Below are 16,113 nucleotides of genomic sequence, written 5' to 3' on the forward strand. Positions count from 1 at the left end.
TTCCCTCTCCCTTTCGGTAATCCTAATCTCAACGTCGTAATCGCAGGGAGGGAATTCTTTCATGGTTCGTTGGATCACGTTGTTTTTTCACCAGATAAAAGAAGGTCAGGTGATTGACCTTTCTGCACAGCTTGCCTTCTATTTCCTTTTGATGTTTGTGCCGTTCCTTTTATTCGGGCTCGCTCTATTGAGCTTTTTCCCCATTGACGGCCAAGTTCTTCTTAATTATGTATCCGCCATGGCACCAGGTGAAGTTGGAGCCATCATTCACAATAATGAAGACATGCTTCTTGGGATCAGAAGAAGTGGGTTTCTTTCCTTCGGGATTTTACTGTCAGTGTTCGCTACAACCAACAGCCTTCATGCGACCATTCGTGCATTGAACTTGGCTCACCACAAAGAAGAAAACCGTTCTTTTTTCCACATCAGAGCACTTTCCTTCTTCTTTGCCATCTTGATTATCGCGGCCATTATCATTCAGCTTGTTTTGCCTCTATTTATCATTACAATCGATCAATACGTAGCTACTTTATTCCAAATCCCAACTGGAATTCTGACTTCTTGGGAATGGGTCGTCTGGTTTGTAAGTACCGCTTCCGTTTTCCTCGTCCTTGTTTTTTTATACAAAATGGGACCTAACGTGGAATCAAGATTCAGGCAAGTGATTCCCGGCGCTCTCTTTGCGACCTTAGGATGGCAAGGGACATCGTTTGGTTTGACATTGTATGTTCAGCACGTAGCCAACCTCTCCGCCCTTCATGGAACGTTAAGTAGCGTCATTATTCTCATCATCTGGTTTTATCTCGTTGGATTCGTTCTTCTTACAGGTGGGCAAATTAACGCGATGCAAACGAAAAAGGAAAGTCATTCTTCGTGAACCATTACCAAGCGTTTACAAATCCCGTTTAGTGGGTATCTGAAAACAAGAACCCTTTGTTCAGGAGGAGACGGATATGCCCTTAACACGCGAACAGGAAAGTCGAAAAGTTCCAGCTAAACATCGCAAAGAGGTAGAATCAAAAGCAGAACAAGAGCGCCTCGAGCAACTTCTTGATAAAATAGAAGAGATGACCACGAAAGGGCATTTGAAGGATATCGCTTATCATTTCACGAATAAACGAGAAGTGATTAAAACGAATTTGCTTGCAGGAGTAGCCCGTGGTGTCGGCCTGACGGTAGGAACCGCAATTTTTATTGGCGTCCTTGTGCTTATCCTCAGCCAAATCGTATCGTTGCCAATCGTTGGGGAGTACATAGCGGGACTTCTTGATATGATTGATACGTACCGCACAGAAGAATAATTTACAGTAGAGGTGATGGAAATGGACTTTTTAGGAATTGGTGTACTTATTTTCGCTTTAGCATTTGCAGGATTGGTCGTCTATTTGGCCAAAGTATTGTCCAAGTTGACCGACGTCCTCACTCACACGGCTAAGACCGTAGAAAACCTTGAAGGGCAAATCGGAGAATTGACGAGTGAAACGAAACTCACTCTTTATAACACGAACGAGACGATTGCTGATGTGAATCACAAGCTCTCTCAGCTCGATCCGATCTTTCATATCGTAAACGATGTCGGAGAATCGGCTCACCGAGTGACAACGTCCCTTGTAAAAATGTCCAAGCGCACAGAGAAAGACGTGAACAAAGGGTCCGTCAAACTTGATGAAAAAGATATACGAGGATGGATGAGAACCGCATCTTTTGTATATTATTTAGTGAAGAAACGCAAAGAGAAAAAAGCAGTCAAACAGCACGTGAAAAAGAATCACGAAGTAGACCTTGAAGTAGAAGTAGCCAACGAACTTCAACGTGAACACATGAACGTCTAAAACTTTTCTTAGGAGTGATCTCGAATGGGTAAAGGCATTGGCATCGGGTTTGCATTTGGCACTGCGGCCGCGGGAATAACAGCCTTACTAGTCGCACCGAAATCCGGCACTGCTCTTCGTTATCGTTTACGAATCCGCTATTATGAACAACGTAAAAAACTGGATGATTTGATTGACGAAATTAAGCTGGAAACGAGTCGGCTTGAGGAAGCTTATGAATCAGTAAAAGCTCACATTGCTTCCGAAATGGATGCCGTCAGACAAGATGCCATTGATGCAGCCCACGATGAACTCAGAGAAAACAACGGATAACACAAACGGGTAGGCCTCTCCTTTAAGGGAGGCCTATTTGAGTGGACAAAGGCACGCACCAAAAATCTCCATTTACACGGGTTCTTATTTTGATATAATATTACAGGTTCATAGTGTCATATAACAATTACTTATAATAGATTCATAAAGGAGAGAAAAAGATGGATGGATTTGTTGGAGCCATTGAATGGATCATTGACAGTGCCAACGATATTTTATGGACATATGTCCTCATCGCACTGCTCATTGGTTTAGGAATTTATTTTACAATACGTTCAAATTTTGTACAGTTTCGTTTGTTTGGAGAAATGTTTAAAGTCATCTCCGAAAAGAGCACGATCTCAAAAGAAGGAACGCGAGGCGTTTCCTCTTTCCAGGCGTTCTGTATTAGTACTGCTTCTCGGGTAGGTACAGGAAACCTTGCCGGGGTTGCACTTGCAGTATCCCTTGGTGGACCCGGTGCCGTGTTTTGGATGTGGCTAATTGCACTCCTTGGTGCTGCTACAGCCTTTATTGAAAGTACGTTAGCACAAGTATATAAAGTAAAAGACGGAGAAAACTTTCGAGGTGGTCCGGCTTATTACATGGAAAAAGCCCTTAAAGCCCGCTGGCTTGGCGTCTCTTTTGCTATCTTAATTACGTTATGTTTCGGCTTTATTTTTAACATGGTACAAGCTAACACCATTTCTCATGCATTTGAAAATGCTTATGGGGTCAACCGTGCGGTTATTGGTGGTGTGCTTGCTCTCCTTGCTGGTCTAATCTTCTTTGGCGGTGTTCAGCGTATTGCCAAGGTTACGCAAATTATTGTACCAGTGATGGCTGTGATTTACCTTGTGTTCGCACTAGGAATTTCAATTGTAAATATCACCGAGCTTCCTGCTGTGATCAGCTTGATCGTTGCGAATGCGTTCGGCCTTGAAGAAGTAGTCGGTGGTGGTCTTGGTGCTGCATTGATGCAAGGAATTCGTCGTGGACTGTTTTCAAACGAAGCTGGTATGGGTAGTGTACCAAACGCAGCCGCCACAGCAGACGTAAAACACCCTGCAAAACAAGGTCTTGTACAATCTCTTGGTGTATTTGTCGATACCCTTGTGATTTGTACGGCTACAGCCTTTGTGATTCTATTGACCGATGTGTATACATTAGGTGAACAAGAAGGAATCGCCATTACTCAGATGGCTCTTAGTGAGCATATCGGTGGATGGGCCGTATCCTTCCTTGCTATCGCGATTTTGCTGTTTGCCTTTAGTTCCATCGTAGGTAACTACTACTATGGTGAAACGAACATGGAATTTGTTAAGAAAAACAAAGTGTTCATTAATATTTATCGTGTAGCTGTTATGGGTATGGTATTCCTTGGTGCAATGGCTGAATTGAGTCTTGTATGGAACATGGCCGACTTATTCATGGGTCTCATGGCCGTCATGAACTTGATTGTCATCGCTATCCTTGGTAAGCTCGCCATTAAAGTATTGAACGATTATCAACAACAGCGAAAGACAACGAAAGAGCCTGTGTTCCGAGCCGATCGTATTGAAGGTCTGACAGGTACGGAATGCTGGGACGGAGAAGAAGAACAACGACAAGCGAAATAATATAGTATCGTAAAGGCGGTATCCAACACGGATATCGTCTTTATAATGTCATTCTACCGATGCAACCTTCCCTAATTTTGGATAGATATGGTATCGTGTAGAAGTAGACTAATTAGATAAAAGGAGTTGAATGCATATTTACGAAGCTCGCGGCAATCGGCTTTCTTATCGTTCTATACGCAACCTTAGCCGTCATGTTTGCAATGGTAGGCAACCCATACGCCGTCCTTTTAATCACCCTTTCCATCATCATCTTCTTACTCTCCTGGCTTATTCTCTTAGTCATGCAGAATCATGATCCTAAGAAAGTTGAACTCTAGAAATCTACAGTAAAGACGGCTTCTATGCCAGAAGTTGTCTTTTTTAATGCAATGGAACGAAGAGGTATGAGAGATTACTTTGGAACTAACAGCAATCCTTCTCCGAAAGTGGATAGATATGGTATCGTAAATTGTACGGGGACAGACCCCCGAACATTTCGGTTATGGGATTGACGAAATGATGCATATGTTTTAATGCAGATATTAATTTAGTGAAGCGGGGTTATGAGATGAGTGAAGATCAATTAAAGAGAGAAACGGAGCAATTTACACCTCTTCAGCCTGGTGAGCGTTTGACTCACGTGGACAGCTTGAGAGGGTTTGCTCTTTTGGGGATTTTACTTGCGAACAGCTTATATTTTCAATATGGTATGTTCAGCTTTGAACGCTTTGCCGAAAACTTTGGTAGCTTAGATGCAGCCATGGCAACAATCATATCCATTTTTGTTGAAGGGAGCTTTTACCCTCTTTTCTCCATCCTGTTTGGTTTTGGCGCCGTAATGATTTGGCAGAGAACACAAGAAAAAGGCAGACCGTTTGGCTGGCTGTTTTTACGTAGAATGCTTCTTTTGGCTTTTATCGGATTCGTTCACGCCTACTTCATTTGGGACGGGGACATCTTATTAACCTATGGTATTTGTGGTCTTTTTCTACTATTATTTATTAAATGCAAACCTGCCACGATTCTTGGATGGGCAGTCGGGATCTTCCTCCTCATCGGGTTACCCGGCCTCATACCGGATGATGGGTCAGAGGAATCATTCAATTTCACATCCATACAAGATCAAGAAATTGAAGCTTCAGCAAACGGGTCTTACTTGGACATGATTGAATACCGATTAACCGCCGATCCGTTTCAGGATATGGAAGATGGTGGCGTATATGCAGCTTTCATGTCGGTTTTTATGGGACTTCAAGTCATTGCTCTATTTCTCGTAGGTGCTTACCTTGCTAAAAAAGGGTGGATTCACCGACCCGAATCGTTCCGTTCGTTGTTAACTAAGATGACCGCTATCTTTATTCCAATTGGGCTATTAATCAAAGGATCATATGCCTTTACTGGTAACCTTCAACTTGAATATATCTCAATGATTTTTGGCGGCCCGTTGTTGACTTTGGGTTACATTGCTGCTTTCTTATTACTTAGTCAAAGCGGGATGTTCCAAAAGATTTTCAGTGCCTTTGGTTACGTCGGGAGAATGGCCCTCTCCAACTACCTTGGCCAGTCCGTCATCATGACAACGATCTATTTTGGTTATGGATTCGGTTTCTTTAGTCAGTTAGGACTTCTTCTCGGTACCGTCATCGTTTTTGCAGTATTTAGTTTACAAATCTTGTTAAGCAGATGGTGGCTAAAAAACAACCGTTTCGGCCCTATAGAATGGTTTTGGAGAGTTGGAACGTACTTGCGACCTCAAAAACTTAGAAAATAAATGACATAGTCGCCTTTGGGAATGAATATCCCAAGGCGACTTTTTTCAATTATTAACAATATTGAGGACTAACTCCCTGTTTAAAAGGGAATGTGTTTTGGTGAAGAACCTTTTTATCCATTCGAAAGTAAGGGAGCCAAAAGATGAAAACATTACCTCTTCAACGGTTTCGACTAGCCGCGGACTTTGTCCATACTCACGCACGGCTCGTTGACCAGCGCTTATTTGAATATTATTTTGCCAACGGCTCCTCAGAAGACGTAATGGAAGTATTGGCACCTTATCAAAATGAGGATGGTGGCGTGGGCCATGCCATTGAACCTGATATAAGAATGAAGGCGTCAAGTCCAATCGCTACATCTGTGGCGTTGCAATACGCCACAGCCGTTCGTGCACCAAGAAAACACGCGTTTGTCCAAAAAGCAATGAACTATCTTCTTAACGTATATAAGGAATATGGATTCTGGCCCCTTAAGCTTCCTTCTATGAACGATAAACCTCATGCTGAGTGGTGGCACTTCAAGGAGCAATCCTCCATTTTTGAAGTCAATCCCGGTGCGGAGATTCTCGGCTATTTTCACTGTTATCCACAAATATTGGAGCAAGATCTCTTCCCGATTTGGCATGAACAAGTCTTTACAATTGTAGAAGACATAAAGGAGTTGGAGATGCACGATGTCCTTTGTTATATTAGGCTCGCGCAAATGATGCCCTCTCCCGGTAAAGATCAGTTACTTGAGCTCTTGAAACCGAAAGTGAAACAGTGCGTCACAACCGACCCTTCAAAATGGGGTGGATATTGCGCTAAGCCTTTATGGTTTGCCCCGAGTCCTTCTTCCCCTTTTGCTTATATGTTGGAAAAATCGGTATCCAAAAATCTAGACTATGAGATCAATAACCAACAAGAAGATGGCTCATGGCTTCCTTTTTGGAAATGGTCCCAATATGAAGATGAGTGGGAATCAAAGGCTAAAAAAGAATGGCAAGGAAAGCTCACAGTAGAAACGTTAAAACACCTCGCTAACTACCAAAGAATTGAAGGGTTGAACGTGTCTAATAAAGAGATTATGTAACAAAAAGGAATGACTTAAACGGCGTCCCCGTTTAGGTCATTCCTTTTTAATAGAGCTTTTGAAAGTTGCTTAGAGGTTTATCTGGTACCATCATCTCAAAGTGATTGTGCAAGTTCACGAATTCACCTGGCAGCTTCCCTCCATATTCTCCGTCAAGGTTCAGCTGCATTTCATTTTGCGCATGAATTTTAATCCGGTTCGCTTGCACATATATGACACTCTCATCGTTGATATGTTCGCCACGCATGGCCGCTCCTGTAAGCCTTACAACATCGGCCAAATTCGTCTTTTTCAAGATAAGCATGTCAAACAAACCATCGTTAATATACGCTTTCGGAGCAAGCTTTTCAAACCCACCAACCGAATTCGTATTTGTTACAAGAAAGAGCATAATCTCTCCTTCAAACCATTTCCCATCGTATTCAATCGTCACATGATTCGGACGAATGCGGGGTAATTTTTCAAAGCCCTTTACGTAGTATGCAAGCTGCCCCATCATGGTTTTCAAACGACTAGGTACTTCATACGTAAGCTCCGTAAGAGTGCCACCCCCAGCTATATTAATGAAATATTGTTGTTCAATCTTACCTATATCAATCGCCTGCTTGACACCATTACAAATGACATCACAGGCCCCTTCAATCTCTTTTGGGATTTGAATTGCACGGGCGAAATCATTCGTCGTTCCTGCAGGGATTAAGCCCAGAGTTGGTCGATTTTCTTTTTCAGCCATCCCATTAACCACTTCATTAATTGTTCCATCTCCACCTGCTGCTATTACAAGGTCAAAGCCTCGATCCGCAGCTAAACCTGCCGCTCTTTTGGCACAATCTTTCCCAGTAGTAGCATGGGTTGATGCCTCATAGCCGCTTTTTTCAAGCCGCTCCAAAATATATGGAATGTTACGCTTAAAGTTTTCACGTCCAGATGAAGGATTGTAGATCAATCTGGCTTTTCTCATGGTTCATACGCTCCCATCACGGTCCTGTTCATCCAAGTATAGCACGCTCGTCCTGGAAAGAGAACAAATCTCACCTTCTGCGCACCACCAAGGTGGCTGTACCTTAGTCTATGAACAGCATGGGCATGTTCAATCAAAAATAAAACTACATAATCCGCACATGGAGCTATTGAGATCACTACCACAGTAAGCCATTGTAAACATTAACGAGCGAACGTTTTCAGTACCATCTACCACAAACCTACCCACATTCCGAGCCAAGTAACATGGAGCCCATGAACAAACACATAACCGCAAAATGCGAGTATGATGCTCCCTGTTATGACTCGCTTAAGAGGGAAACGCAAGTGTGGAATGAGCATAAGTAACACAAGAGTGAGGAGTATTTTGATCGTTAAAAAGAACAACGGATGAACATCATATGCCCACGCCATCACCGGATTCGCCTCAATAATTTCTCCTGCCTTTATTCCGATCATTGTTAAAATAGCATCTGTCACATTCATTATAGCCGTACTTAACAAAAGATTCTTCACAGGTTCCCTCCTTTATGAACCAAGACGTATAACAAGTATAATTGTTCTTTATTAAGAACAACATCACAATTATGTTACAATTTAGAGAAATCAAAGGAATTATATTTAGGTTATCGAAATAATAACGTGAAACCCATTTTGAAAGGATGACCCATTTATGAAAGCTTATACGAACGCTACCGTTTTAGACGGTCTCGGAAACACGTACCATAACGCAACTGTTCTTATCGACAGTGAAAAAATTATCGGTGTTGGTGAACATATTACCGTTCCAAGTGATGCTGAAACAATGGATTGTGAAGGACACTTTGTGACTCCAGGCATTATTGATGTACATACTCATTTAGGTGTTCATGAAGCCGGTGTCGGTGCTGAGGGACGGGACTTTAATGAAACTTCGAGCCCAGTCACGCCTCAAATTCGTGCATTGGATGGCATTAATCCTCGTGAACAAGGATTTCAAGATGCACGTGAAGCCGGTGTAACGACGGTTCAAGTCATGCCTGGCAGCGCTAACGTAATCGGAGGAGAAATGGTTGTATTAAAAACTGCGGGCCATGTTGTCGATGAGATGCTCCTTCGCAACCCCTCAGGTATGAAAGGAGCATTTGGAGAAAATCCAAAACGCATCCATCCTAAAAAGACTGTTACGAGAATGGGGGTGGCAAGTACCTTTCGCGAGACACTCATGAAGGCACAGGATTATAAAACAAAAAAAGAAAATGGTGAACTAAAGGATCGCGATCTCGGCATGGAAAACCTAATTCCCGTGCTTGAGAAAAAGATCCCCCTTCGTACGCACGCACACAGAGCAGACGATATCTTAACGGCAATCCGTATCGCAAAAGAGTTCGACCTTGATTTGACAATTGAACACTGCACGGAAGGACACTTAATCGCAAAGGAAGTGGCAGAGTCCGGATATCAAGTTTCTGTAGGTCCTACAATGAGCACAAGGTCAAAAGTAGAGCTGGCTGATAAGGGATATCATACTCTTGTGGAATTGGAAAAATACAATGTTCCTGTTTCCATCACAACCGATCACCCGGTAATCGGAATTGAATACCTCCTTACCCAAGTAAGCACCGCTGTCAAAGCAGGTTTAAGTGAAGAAGCCGCTCTACGTTCCATTACAAGTCAAGCCGCCCGTCATTTAGGTGTGGACGATCGCGTCGGCTCACTCGAAGAAGGCATGGACGCTGATCTTGTGGTTTGGACAAAGCACCCGTTTGATGCGTATTCAGAAGTGGTTGAGACAGTTGTGAACGGACAAACAGTTTATTCCAAAGAACAAAAACACAATCGCCTTAGTCAAGAGCAACCAACAAGGTAATTGTCGATTTTCATCGCTACTCACAATGAACAAAATAGGAAGAGGGCTCACGCCATTCGTGAACCCTCTTCCTATTTAAGTATTACTTTGCCTTCTTCATTTCACTTGCGATAAATCGAAGAGGTTGAGCAATGGATTGATACCAAAGTTCATACTCACCTGCCCACATATACGTAAGCTTCATATCTCGTAAGTTAGCCTCGATAAACCAAACTTTTCCTCTTTCATCTACCATAAGATCAAATCCGAAATCAATGGCTGGAATGGCTTTTGAGAGTTGTTTAGCTAGAGCTACGCTCGTTTTTTCAACCACATCATTCACATTAGCTTGTTTAAAATAATGAGTTTTAAACGGTACTCCTTTAGCCCCTTTTGAAATGTTCGTCAAGAAGTCCCCTTTTCGAGATAACCTCAATGCTTTCGCTGATACTTTCCAATCCGTAGGGGTCGTCTTTTGCGTACTCGCTCTTACTTCTATGGTTTGGTCGTTTACCTTTGTAGCCCTTACTTTCTGTTGAACGATATATCGCTTTTTCGATAACGCCTCGATATATCCTTTTACCTCTCTAGCAGACACTAGCTTAACTACCAGTTTTTTCTTAGTCTTGGAACTGAGCTTATAGCGCTTCCCTCTTTTTTCGATCATGATCACTCTACGTCCCAAAGAACCTCTACACGGCTTAATGATCACTTCACCATGTTTTCGAATCATTTCTTTAAACGTATCCGGTGTCAGCCTTTTGGAATTTGGCACAAAAATAGACGTAGCTTCGTTCGCATTCAAAGCCACAATATGTCTCCACTTGTCCCTTTCCCTCCCTGATTGAAGCTGATAGAACCTTCTTTTCGTTCTTCTTGCCAACAGTTTCAACCTTCTCTTGGTTCTTCCCCCTACAATCATCCGACAAAACGTATGGGTTGGGGCTTGAACCTCCTTAACAGCCGGTTCTTGATGAGGCTCAACGACAAACCCTTGAACCGCCCTATTTTTTAGCAGATTTTCACTTACATAATAGAACACAACCGGCATCTTATGTTGATTTACAAACCGTTTGTAATGTCTAAGGTCTTCAATTTTTGAACGGCCTTTTACTATGGCTTTAAAGCCTTTTTTGCTTACTAAGATTCCAATCATAAGAAACCACTCCATATCCGCGACTCATTCTTGTATCATTTTATGGAGTGGGACTTTCTATGATTGTGCGAAAACAACAAGTACTATAAGATTTTTTTCTTTTCCTTGAAGATACGGGGGAGCACTACCTTACCTCTCTACCCTCGATCCGTCTCCTCATAGCTAATCTCCAACACCTCATCTGTCTCTTTTTCAAACGTGATTGTAACAAACACCCCGAACTCACGATCGTCTCCGCGCATCCAAAGTTTAAACGTTTCTGAAGCTGTGTCTTCGTCTATTTCCTTTCTACCAACGTGAAGATAGTCCACGACTTTTACATCCGGATACCGCTCCTTGACTTTTTCTACTGCAAGTTTCCCCCATCTCGCATACTCGGGCTCTTCCAGTTGCTCTCGATCGTCTTTAAACCCTAATCCATTTTCATTATCGATAAACGGAAGCGCTTGGAATTGAACTAGTAACAACGTCAGAATCAACACCATTCTCATGTGAATTCCCTCCTAATTGTCAGTTAAGAATAGTCTGCCCAGCTTTTCATTGAGCACTTGCGTAAAAAGGAAATTAGCTCCCGGAAATCGAATATGTAGGGATAGGAGTAGGCGTTTGAATTGAGGTGACAAGCATGACTGGGGAACGATTCACATTTGTAAAATTGCGGAGAAGTCACGCGGAGGAAATCGTGTTTTGGACATATCAAAAACCGTATGATCTATATAATCTTGACCGTACAACAGAATGCATCAAAGACCTCGTAACTGAACCCTATTACGCGTGTTTAAATGGGAAGGGTGAACTCATTGGCTTTTGCTGTGTTGGAGAAGAGGCGAGAGTCCCTGGTGGCTATAATGAGGATATTTATAAGGACAAACGCTACCTTGACGTGGGAATTGGGTTAAAGCCAGAGCTGACAGGCCTTGGATTAGGGAAGCCGTTTTTTTCCCAAGTGCTCACTTTTCTCGGAGACACTTATAGTACTCCTCGATTTCGCCTCGTTGTGGCGACCTTTAACAAACGAGCGATTCGCCTATACCGAAGTCTAGGCTTCACCGACGAGCGTGTGTTTTATAGTCAGTTAAAAGGGAAGCCCATGGCCTTTTTATGTATGGTAAAGGAACCGTATTAACGCTGCAAAAAGTGCCCCACCAGGTGATGGGGCACTTTTTTTATTTACTCTTTTGTTAATGCATCTTCAAGATTTCTTTTTCTCACTTTCCGTGCTTGTTCATTCATTTTTGTAAACACTATTTTCGCAAGTAGAATGATAGCTCCAGCAAAGGTGACCATGCCGATGTTTGTAAAATTCACACTTGTAATGGCCGCATTTAGGCCGATTAAATAAAGAACAAAGACGGTAATTTGAAACAACGTCTCAACATAAGGGAACACGATACGCAACGGTCTTCGTTGCACAGGAATCATCCGAATGAGAGACAAGATCTGTAAAGGAATTATCCAACCGAATGTGGCTAAAGCAAATAACATCACACTAGAGACTGAACCGATTTGAACCATGCTTTCACCGATACTCCAAATGCCTACTATAATAAGGGAGATTAACCCGGTAAAAAAGGCGATCGTCAACGTTACGAGGCCGAAAAACTTCCCTGCTTCTTTATTCATAAGGTTCTCCTCCCTTTCCGTTAAATACAAGTACAGTATGTCCTCCTGAGGAAAAATATACATACAAGAGCACACAATAATGTATGGTAACAAAGCGGAATAACAATCGCAAACATGAGGATTCGCGGTAATTAGGCGTATAAACGGTTACCAATGGCTTAGCGTGGAATGGTGAATGTTTTTATTGAGTTTGGGCTGATATGTGGTGAAGTTATAATATGGAGAGTGATTTTAGTGAGATGGGAGCATGAAGGTGAGGTGACGGGTTGGAGGGATTCACGGCTTGGCAGCGGGATTTTACGGCTTTCTGTTCCTTTATCACGGGTTGCGTATTTCTATTTACGGGTAACCTCCGCTCATTAACGGCTTCCTACCACCATTTAACGGGTTGGTCCTTGCAAGCTGAAATTCCCTTGTTGAAAACTTCTTATTACCTCTCGTCTCTTTAACGACTTTGATGAGCTCATTCACGGGTTATTCTTCTTTTATCACGGCTTAGGCCCCTCTTTTAACGGAACCCCGCCTCCCATTACCGGCTTTCCTACACGATTTAACGGGTTGGCAACACAAACCCTCGCCTCCCTCTACCTCTCCAATCCAGACACCACACCAACAAAAAGAACCTGCGGCGACTTTACTCATCGCACGCAGGTCCATTTAAATCACTTTATCGCTTTTTAATCTCGTCCACTAATAACGTATTTACCATCTGCGGGTTCGCTTTTCCGCGGGAGGCCTTCATCACTTGCCCCACAAGGAAACCGATCGCTTTTTCTTTGCCGTCTTTGTAATCGGCAATAGACTGATCGTTGTTGTCCAATACATCGTTAACCATGTCTCGGATGGCACCTTCGTCCGTAATTTGCACGAGGCCTTTTTCTTTTACAATCGTCTGAGGGTCTCCACCTTTTTCAATGAGCTCTTTGAAGACTTTTTTGGCGATCTTACTTGAGATCGTTCCGTCCTCAATCAGAGCGATCATTTTCGCCAACCCTTCAGCTGTCATCGGCACGTCTCCGATTTCTTTACCGTTGGCGTTCAAGTAGGCACTCACTTCACCCATCATCCAGTTGGATAAGAGTTTTGCAGGCGCTCCGTGAGTCAATCCTTCTTCAAAAAAGTCACTCATGGCTTTTTGCTGTGTAAGGACTTGCGCATCGTACTCAGGTAGCTCCAGTTCTTTTACATAACGCTTTTGACGCTCATCAGGAAGCTCAGGGATCTCGGAGCGAACACGTTCTTTCCATTCGTCTTCAATGTAAAGATTCACGAGGTCCGGCTCTGGGAAGTAACGATAATCGTCGGATCCTTCTTTAATTCGCATCAAAATCGTTTTCTTGTTGTCCGCATCCCAGCGACGTGTTTCTTGAAGAATTTTGCCTCCGGATAGAAGTTCTTTCTCTTGGCGTACTTCTTCAAATGCAATGCCTTTTTGCACGTTCATAAAAGAGTTTAAGTTCTTTAGCTCAGTTTTCGTTCCGAAAGCTTCTTGACCTGCAGGGCGGATGGAGATGTTCGCATCACAGCGAAGAGATCCTTCTTCCATCTTACAATCCGACACTTCTGTGTACTGCATGATTGCTTTAAGCTTCTCAAGGTATGCGTACGCCTCTTCAGGGGATCTTAGATCTGGTTCAGACACGATCTCAACGAGAGGTGTACCTACACGGTTGAAGTCCACCAAGGAATGGTGTTCTCCATCTGCGTGAGTAAGCTTACCTGCGTCCTCTTCCATATGAATACGCGTGATTCCGATACGCTTTTTCTCTCCATTTACTTCAATATCAATATAGCCATTTTCACCGATCGGCTGATCAAATTGAGAGATCTGATACGCTTTTGGGCTATCAGGATAGAAATAGTTTTTACGATCAAACTTCGTTTCTTTTGCTACGTCACAATTAAGAGCAATCGCTGCTCGCATGGCGTAGTCAACCGCTTGCTTATTTAATACCGGAAGCACACCCGGGTGCCCAAGACAAATGGGACAGGTATGTGTATTCGGCGGCGCGCCAAACTCGGTGGAGCAACCGCAGAAAATTTTTGATTTCGTTTTTAACTCTACGTGAACTTCAAGTCCAATAACCGTTTCAAATGACATCTCTGTCCCTCCTTATAGTTCCGGCTTCAATTTATGATGATCTGTTGATTGTTCAAAGGCATGAGCGACTTTATAAACCATCGCTTCATCAAAGTGATTTCCGATGATTTGAAGTCCGACCGGAAGTCCATCTGCCAATCCACACGGCACACTAATAGCAGGAACACCTGCCAAGTTCACCGGAATGGTTAAAATATCGTTCATATACATTGTCAATGGATCTTCAATTTTATCCCCAATCTTAAAGGCCGGTGTCGGTGTTGTTGGTCCAATGACTACATCGTACTTTAAGAACACTTCATCAAAGTCTTGTTTAATGAGCGTGCGGACCTTTTGCGCTTTTTTGTAAAGAGCATCATAGTAACCAGAGCTTAGGGCGAATGTTCCAAGCATAATACGACGCTTCACTTCGTCCCCGAAGTAGTGGCTACGCGTTTTCATATAGGTCTCAATCAGACTGTCATCCTCAATACGCTCTCCGTAACGAATGCCGTCAAAACGGGACAAGTTCGCTGAGGCTTCAGAAGATGCAAGAAGGTAATACGTCGCCACAGCATATTTCGTATGTGGTAGTGACACTTCTTCCACTGTCGCTCCCTGTTTTTCAAGAACGTTAAGAGCTTCACGAATGCGGTTACGAACCTCAGGCTCCACGCCTTCTGTAATGTACTCTTTTGGCACAGCAATCTTAAGCCCTTTTACATCACCTGTAAGAGCTTCACTATAGTTCGGAACATCTACGCCAGCACTAGTAGAATCCATGCGGTCATGACCTGCAATGGCTTGCAACACATGTGCATTGTCTTCAACCGACCGTGTTAACGGTCCAATTTGATCTAACGATGATGCAAAAGCAACAAGTCCGAATCGAGAAACGCGGCCATATGTAGGCTTTAGCCCAACGATACCGCAAAAAGCTGCCGGTTCACGAATGGAGCCACCAGTATCGGACCCTAGTGAGAAAAGCACTTCTCCTGCAGCGACTGTTGCTGCCGACCCACCGCTGGAGCCACCTGGTACACGTTCAATGTCCCAAGGATTTCGGACCGGTTTGTAGCCGGAGTTCTCATTGGAAGATCCCATGGCGAATTCGTCCATGTTCAGTTTTCCAATGTTGATGATGTTGGTTTGCTCAAGTTTGTCCATAACTGTTGCGTTATAAAGGGGCTTGAAGTTATCAAGGATTTTACTTGCACACGTCGTACGAATGCCTTTCGTACTGATGTTATCTTTAATTCCTGCAGGCAGACCGAATAGAGAACCTGTTGCTTTGTCTGTACCTAGAAGTTCATCCAGTTCTCCTGCTCGTTTTCTTGCTCCTTCTTCATTCAAATGTAGAAAGGAACCAATGTTTCCGTCTACCTCGCTAATACGGTTGTAAGACGCATCAACCAAGTCTGTTACTGTTAACTCTTTTTTATGTAGCTGCTCTTGAATTTGAGCAAAGCGCTGATCTAATATCGACATGTTTTCACCTCTACTTCTCGAACACGGAAGGTATTTTGACTTGTCCATCTTTTTGATCGGGTGCATTTTTCAATGCCTCTTCTTGACTGAGTGATGGTTTCACTTCGTCTTCTCTTAACACATTTCTTACGTCGAACACGTGTGATGTCGGTGCCACATTGGTCGTGTCCAATTCGTTCAATTGCTCTGCGTAGTTAATGATGCTATCAAGCTGCTCAGAGAATCGCTCTACTTCATCATCGCTGAATTCAAGGCGTGCCAAGTGGGCCACATGCTTGATTTGCGCTTTCGTGATTCGCTCCATTTTTTACCCTCCATTCATTGAATAAAGGCGCTCTACAAGGCGCCTTTCCGTACAGAATATAATAAACTGATCTTATCAAAAAACC

Annotated in this window: 18 protein-coding genes; 9 read left to right on the plus strand and 9 right to left on the minus strand. The window is 43.1% G+C overall.

Features of this window, described 5'->3' with window-relative positions; genetic code table 11:
• Positions 1-61: 61 nt before the first annotated feature.
• The 5 genes from G476_RS0117355 (at position 62) to G476_RS0117375 (ending at position 3,742) form a co-directional block, all read left to right on the plus strand.
• The gene (locus G476_RS0117355; protein WP_026691210.1) at positions 62-877 is read left to right on the plus strand and encodes a YihY/virulence factor BrkB family protein; all 816 of its coding nucleotides are present in this window, start codon (positions 62-64) and stop codon (positions 875-877) included.
• A gap of 76 nt (positions 878-953) precedes the next feature.
• Positions 954-1,301 carry a DUF5665 domain-containing protein gene (locus G476_RS0117360; protein WP_026691211.1) on the plus strand — a complete coding sequence of 116 codons (348 nt, stop codon included), beginning with the start codon at positions 954-956 and terminating at the stop codon, positions 1,299-1,301.
• Between the two features lie 21 nt (positions 1,302-1,322).
• Positions 1,323-1,832 carry a DUF948 domain-containing protein gene (locus G476_RS22375; protein WP_051314902.1) on the plus strand — a complete coding sequence of 170 codons (510 nt, stop codon included), beginning with the start codon at positions 1,323-1,325 and terminating at the stop codon, positions 1,830-1,832.
• Between the two features lie 24 nt (positions 1,833-1,856).
• Positions 1,857-2,144: a YtxH domain-containing protein gene (locus tag G476_RS0117370; RefSeq protein WP_026691212.1), complete on the plus strand. Its 288-nt coding sequence runs from the start codon at positions 1,857-1,859 to the stop codon at positions 2,142-2,144.
• Positions 2,145-2,305: 161 nt separating this feature from the next.
• Positions 2,306-3,742: an alanine/glycine:cation symporter family protein gene (locus G476_RS0117375; protein WP_026691213.1), complete on the plus strand. Its 1,437-nt coding sequence runs from the start codon at positions 2,306-2,308 to the stop codon at positions 3,740-3,742.
• A 112-nt stretch (positions 3,743-3,854) separates the two neighbouring features.
• Here the strand turns inward: G476_RS0117375 and G476_RS23685 are convergent, their stop codons facing one another.
• Positions 3,855-3,995 carry a hypothetical protein gene (locus G476_RS23685; protein WP_156906625.1) on the minus strand — a complete coding sequence of 47 codons (141 nt, stop codon included), beginning with the start codon at positions 3,993-3,995 and terminating at the stop codon, positions 3,855-3,857.
• Between the two features lie 297 nt (positions 3,996-4,292).
• Here G476_RS23685 and G476_RS0117385 point away from each other — a divergent pair, with 297 nt between their 5' ends.
• Together G476_RS0117385 and G476_RS0117390 are read left to right on the plus strand one after the other, a co-directional pair.
• Entirely contained in the window at positions 4,293-5,495 is a 1,203-nt protein-coding gene (locus tag G476_RS0117385; RefSeq protein WP_026691214.1) for a DUF418 domain-containing protein, read from the plus strand.
• Between the two features lie 143 nt (positions 5,496-5,638).
• On the plus strand, positions 5,639-6,568 hold the full coding sequence (locus G476_RS0117390; RefSeq protein ID WP_026691215.1) for a hypothetical protein: 930 nt from the start codon (positions 5,639-5,641) through the stop codon (positions 6,566-6,568).
• 46 nt (positions 6,569-6,614) lie between these two features.
• On the opposite strand, the gene G476_RS0117395 is transcribed toward G476_RS0117390, so the two are convergent.
• Together G476_RS0117395 and G476_RS22380 are read right to left on the minus strand one after the other, a co-directional pair.
• Complete coding sequence (locus G476_RS0117395; protein WP_026691216.1) at positions 6,615-7,529, minus strand: diacylglycerol kinase; 915 nt, start codon at positions 7,527-7,529, stop codon at positions 6,615-6,617.
• Positions 7,530-7,759: 230 nt separating this feature from the next.
• Entirely contained in the window at positions 7,760-8,065 is a 306-nt protein-coding gene (locus G476_RS22380) for a DUF5658 family protein (protein WP_035187254.1), read from the minus strand.
• Between the two features lie 157 nt (positions 8,066-8,222).
• Here G476_RS22380 and G476_RS22385 point away from each other — a divergent pair, with 157 nt between their 5' ends.
• Positions 8,223-9,398 carry an amidohydrolase gene (locus tag G476_RS22385; RefSeq protein ID WP_051314903.1) on the plus strand — a complete coding sequence of 392 codons (1,176 nt, stop codon included), beginning with the start codon at positions 8,223-8,225 and terminating at the stop codon, positions 9,396-9,398.
• Positions 9,399-9,480: 82 nt separating this feature from the next.
• On the opposite strand, the gene G476_RS0117410 is transcribed toward G476_RS22385, so the two are convergent.
• Entirely contained in the window at positions 9,481-10,533 is a 1,053-nt protein-coding gene (locus tag G476_RS0117410; protein WP_035187256.1) for a YheC/YheD family protein, read from the minus strand.
• Positions 10,534-10,670: 137 nt separating this feature from the next.
• Positions 10,671-11,024 carry a DUF3889 domain-containing protein gene (locus G476_RS0117415; protein ID WP_026691218.1) on the minus strand — a complete coding sequence of 118 codons (354 nt, stop codon included), beginning with the start codon at positions 11,022-11,024 and terminating at the stop codon, positions 10,671-10,673.
• Positions 11,025-11,158: 134 nt separating this feature from the next.
• Here G476_RS0117415 and G476_RS0117420 point away from each other — a divergent pair, with 134 nt between their 5' ends.
• Complete coding sequence (locus tag G476_RS0117420; RefSeq protein ID WP_051314904.1) at positions 11,159-11,659, plus strand: GNAT family N-acetyltransferase; 501 nt, start codon at positions 11,159-11,161, stop codon at positions 11,657-11,659.
• Positions 11,660-11,703: 44 nt separating this feature from the next.
• On the opposite strand, the gene G476_RS0117425 is transcribed toward G476_RS0117420, so the two are convergent.
• The 4 genes from G476_RS0117425 to gatC form a co-directional block, all read right to left on the minus strand.
• Positions 11,704-12,156: a hypothetical protein gene (locus G476_RS0117425; protein ID WP_156906626.1), complete on the minus strand. Its 453-nt coding sequence runs from the start codon at positions 12,154-12,156 to the stop codon at positions 11,704-11,706.
• 667 nt (positions 12,157-12,823) lie between these two features.
• The gene (gene gatB / locus G476_RS0117430; protein ID WP_026691221.1) at positions 12,824-14,257 is read right to left on the minus strand and encodes an Asp-tRNA(Asn)/Glu-tRNA(Gln) amidotransferase subunit GatB; all 1,434 of its coding nucleotides are present in this window, start codon (positions 14,255-14,257) and stop codon (positions 12,824-12,826) included.
• Between the two features lie 12 nt (positions 14,258-14,269).
• Complete coding sequence (gene gatA, locus G476_RS0117435) at positions 14,270-15,724, minus strand: Asp-tRNA(Asn)/Glu-tRNA(Gln) amidotransferase subunit GatA (RefSeq protein WP_026691222.1); 1,455 nt, start codon at positions 15,722-15,724, stop codon at positions 14,270-14,272.
• A 10-nt stretch (positions 15,725-15,734) separates the two neighbouring features.
• Positions 15,735-16,028 (minus strand): Asp-tRNA(Asn)/Glu-tRNA(Gln) amidotransferase subunit GatC, encoded by a 294-nt coding sequence (gene gatC / locus G476_RS0117440; protein ID WP_026691223.1) that lies wholly within the window; start codon positions 16,026-16,028, stop codon positions 15,735-15,737.
• Between the last annotated feature and the right edge of the window lie 85 nt (positions 16,029-16,113).

The organism is Alteribacter aurantiacus DSM 18675 (assembly GCF_000429705.1).
Classification (GTDB): Bacteria; Bacillota; Bacilli; order Bacillales; family Salisediminibacteriaceae; genus Alteribacter; species Alteribacter aurantiacus.

Excerpts from the sequence above, each read along its gene's own strand:
- G476_RS0117410 (WP_035187256.1), bottom strand. The coding sequence starts at position 10,533 with ATGATTGGAATCTTAGTAAGCAAAAAAGGCTTTAAAGCCATAGTAAAA.
- gatB (WP_026691221.1), bottom strand. The coding sequence starts at position 14,257 with ATGTCATTTGAAACGGTTATTGGACTTGAAGTTCACGTAGAGTTAAAA.
- G476_RS0117355 (WP_026691210.1), top strand. The coding sequence starts at position 62 with ATGGTTCGTTGGATCACGTTGTTTTTTCACCAGATAAAAGAAGGTCAG.
- G476_RS0117420 (WP_051314904.1), top strand. The coding sequence starts at position 11,159 with ATGACTGGGGAACGATTCACATTTGTAAAATTGCGGAGAAGTCACGCG.
- gatA (WP_026691222.1), bottom strand. The coding sequence starts at position 15,724 with ATGTCGATATTAGATCAGCGCTTTGCTCAAATTCAAGAGCAGCTACAT.
- G476_RS0117360 (WP_026691211.1), top strand. The coding sequence starts at position 954 with ATGCCCTTAACACGCGAACAGGAAAGTCGAAAAGTTCCAGCTAAACAT.
- G476_RS22385 (WP_051314903.1), top strand. The coding sequence starts at position 8,223 with ATGAAAGCTTATACGAACGCTACCGTTTTAGACGGTCTCGGAAACACG.
- G476_RS0117390 (WP_026691215.1), top strand. The coding sequence starts at position 5,639 with ATGAAAACATTACCTCTTCAACGGTTTCGACTAGCCGCGGACTTTGTC.
- G476_RS0117425 (WP_156906626.1), bottom strand. The coding sequence starts at position 12,156 with ATGAATAAAGAAGCAGGGAAGTTTTTCGGCCTCGTAACGTTGACGATC.
- G476_RS0117415 (WP_026691218.1), bottom strand. The coding sequence starts at position 11,024 with ATGAGAATGGTGTTGATTCTGACGTTGTTACTAGTTCAATTCCAAGCG.
- G476_RS0117375 (WP_026691213.1), top strand. The coding sequence starts at position 2,306 with ATGGATGGATTTGTTGGAGCCATTGAATGGATCATTGACAGTGCCAAC.
- G476_RS22375 (WP_051314902.1), top strand. The coding sequence starts at position 1,323 with ATGGACTTTTTAGGAATTGGTGTACTTATTTTCGCTTTAGCATTTGCA.
- G476_RS0117395 (WP_026691216.1), bottom strand. The coding sequence starts at position 7,529 with ATGAGAAAAGCCAGATTGATCTACAATCCTTCATCTGGACGTGAAAAC.
- G476_RS0117370 (WP_026691212.1), top strand. The coding sequence starts at position 1,857 with ATGGGTAAAGGCATTGGCATCGGGTTTGCATTTGGCACTGCGGCCGCG.
- G476_RS23685 (WP_156906625.1), bottom strand. The coding sequence starts at position 3,995 with ATGATGATGGAAAGGGTGATTAAAAGGACGGCGTATGGGTTGCCTACC.
- gatC (WP_026691223.1), bottom strand. The coding sequence starts at position 16,028 with ATGGAGCGAATCACGAAAGCGCAAATCAAGCATGTGGCCCACTTGGCA.
- G476_RS0117385 (WP_026691214.1), top strand. The coding sequence starts at position 4,293 with ATGAGTGAAGATCAATTAAAGAGAGAAACGGAGCAATTTACACCTCTT.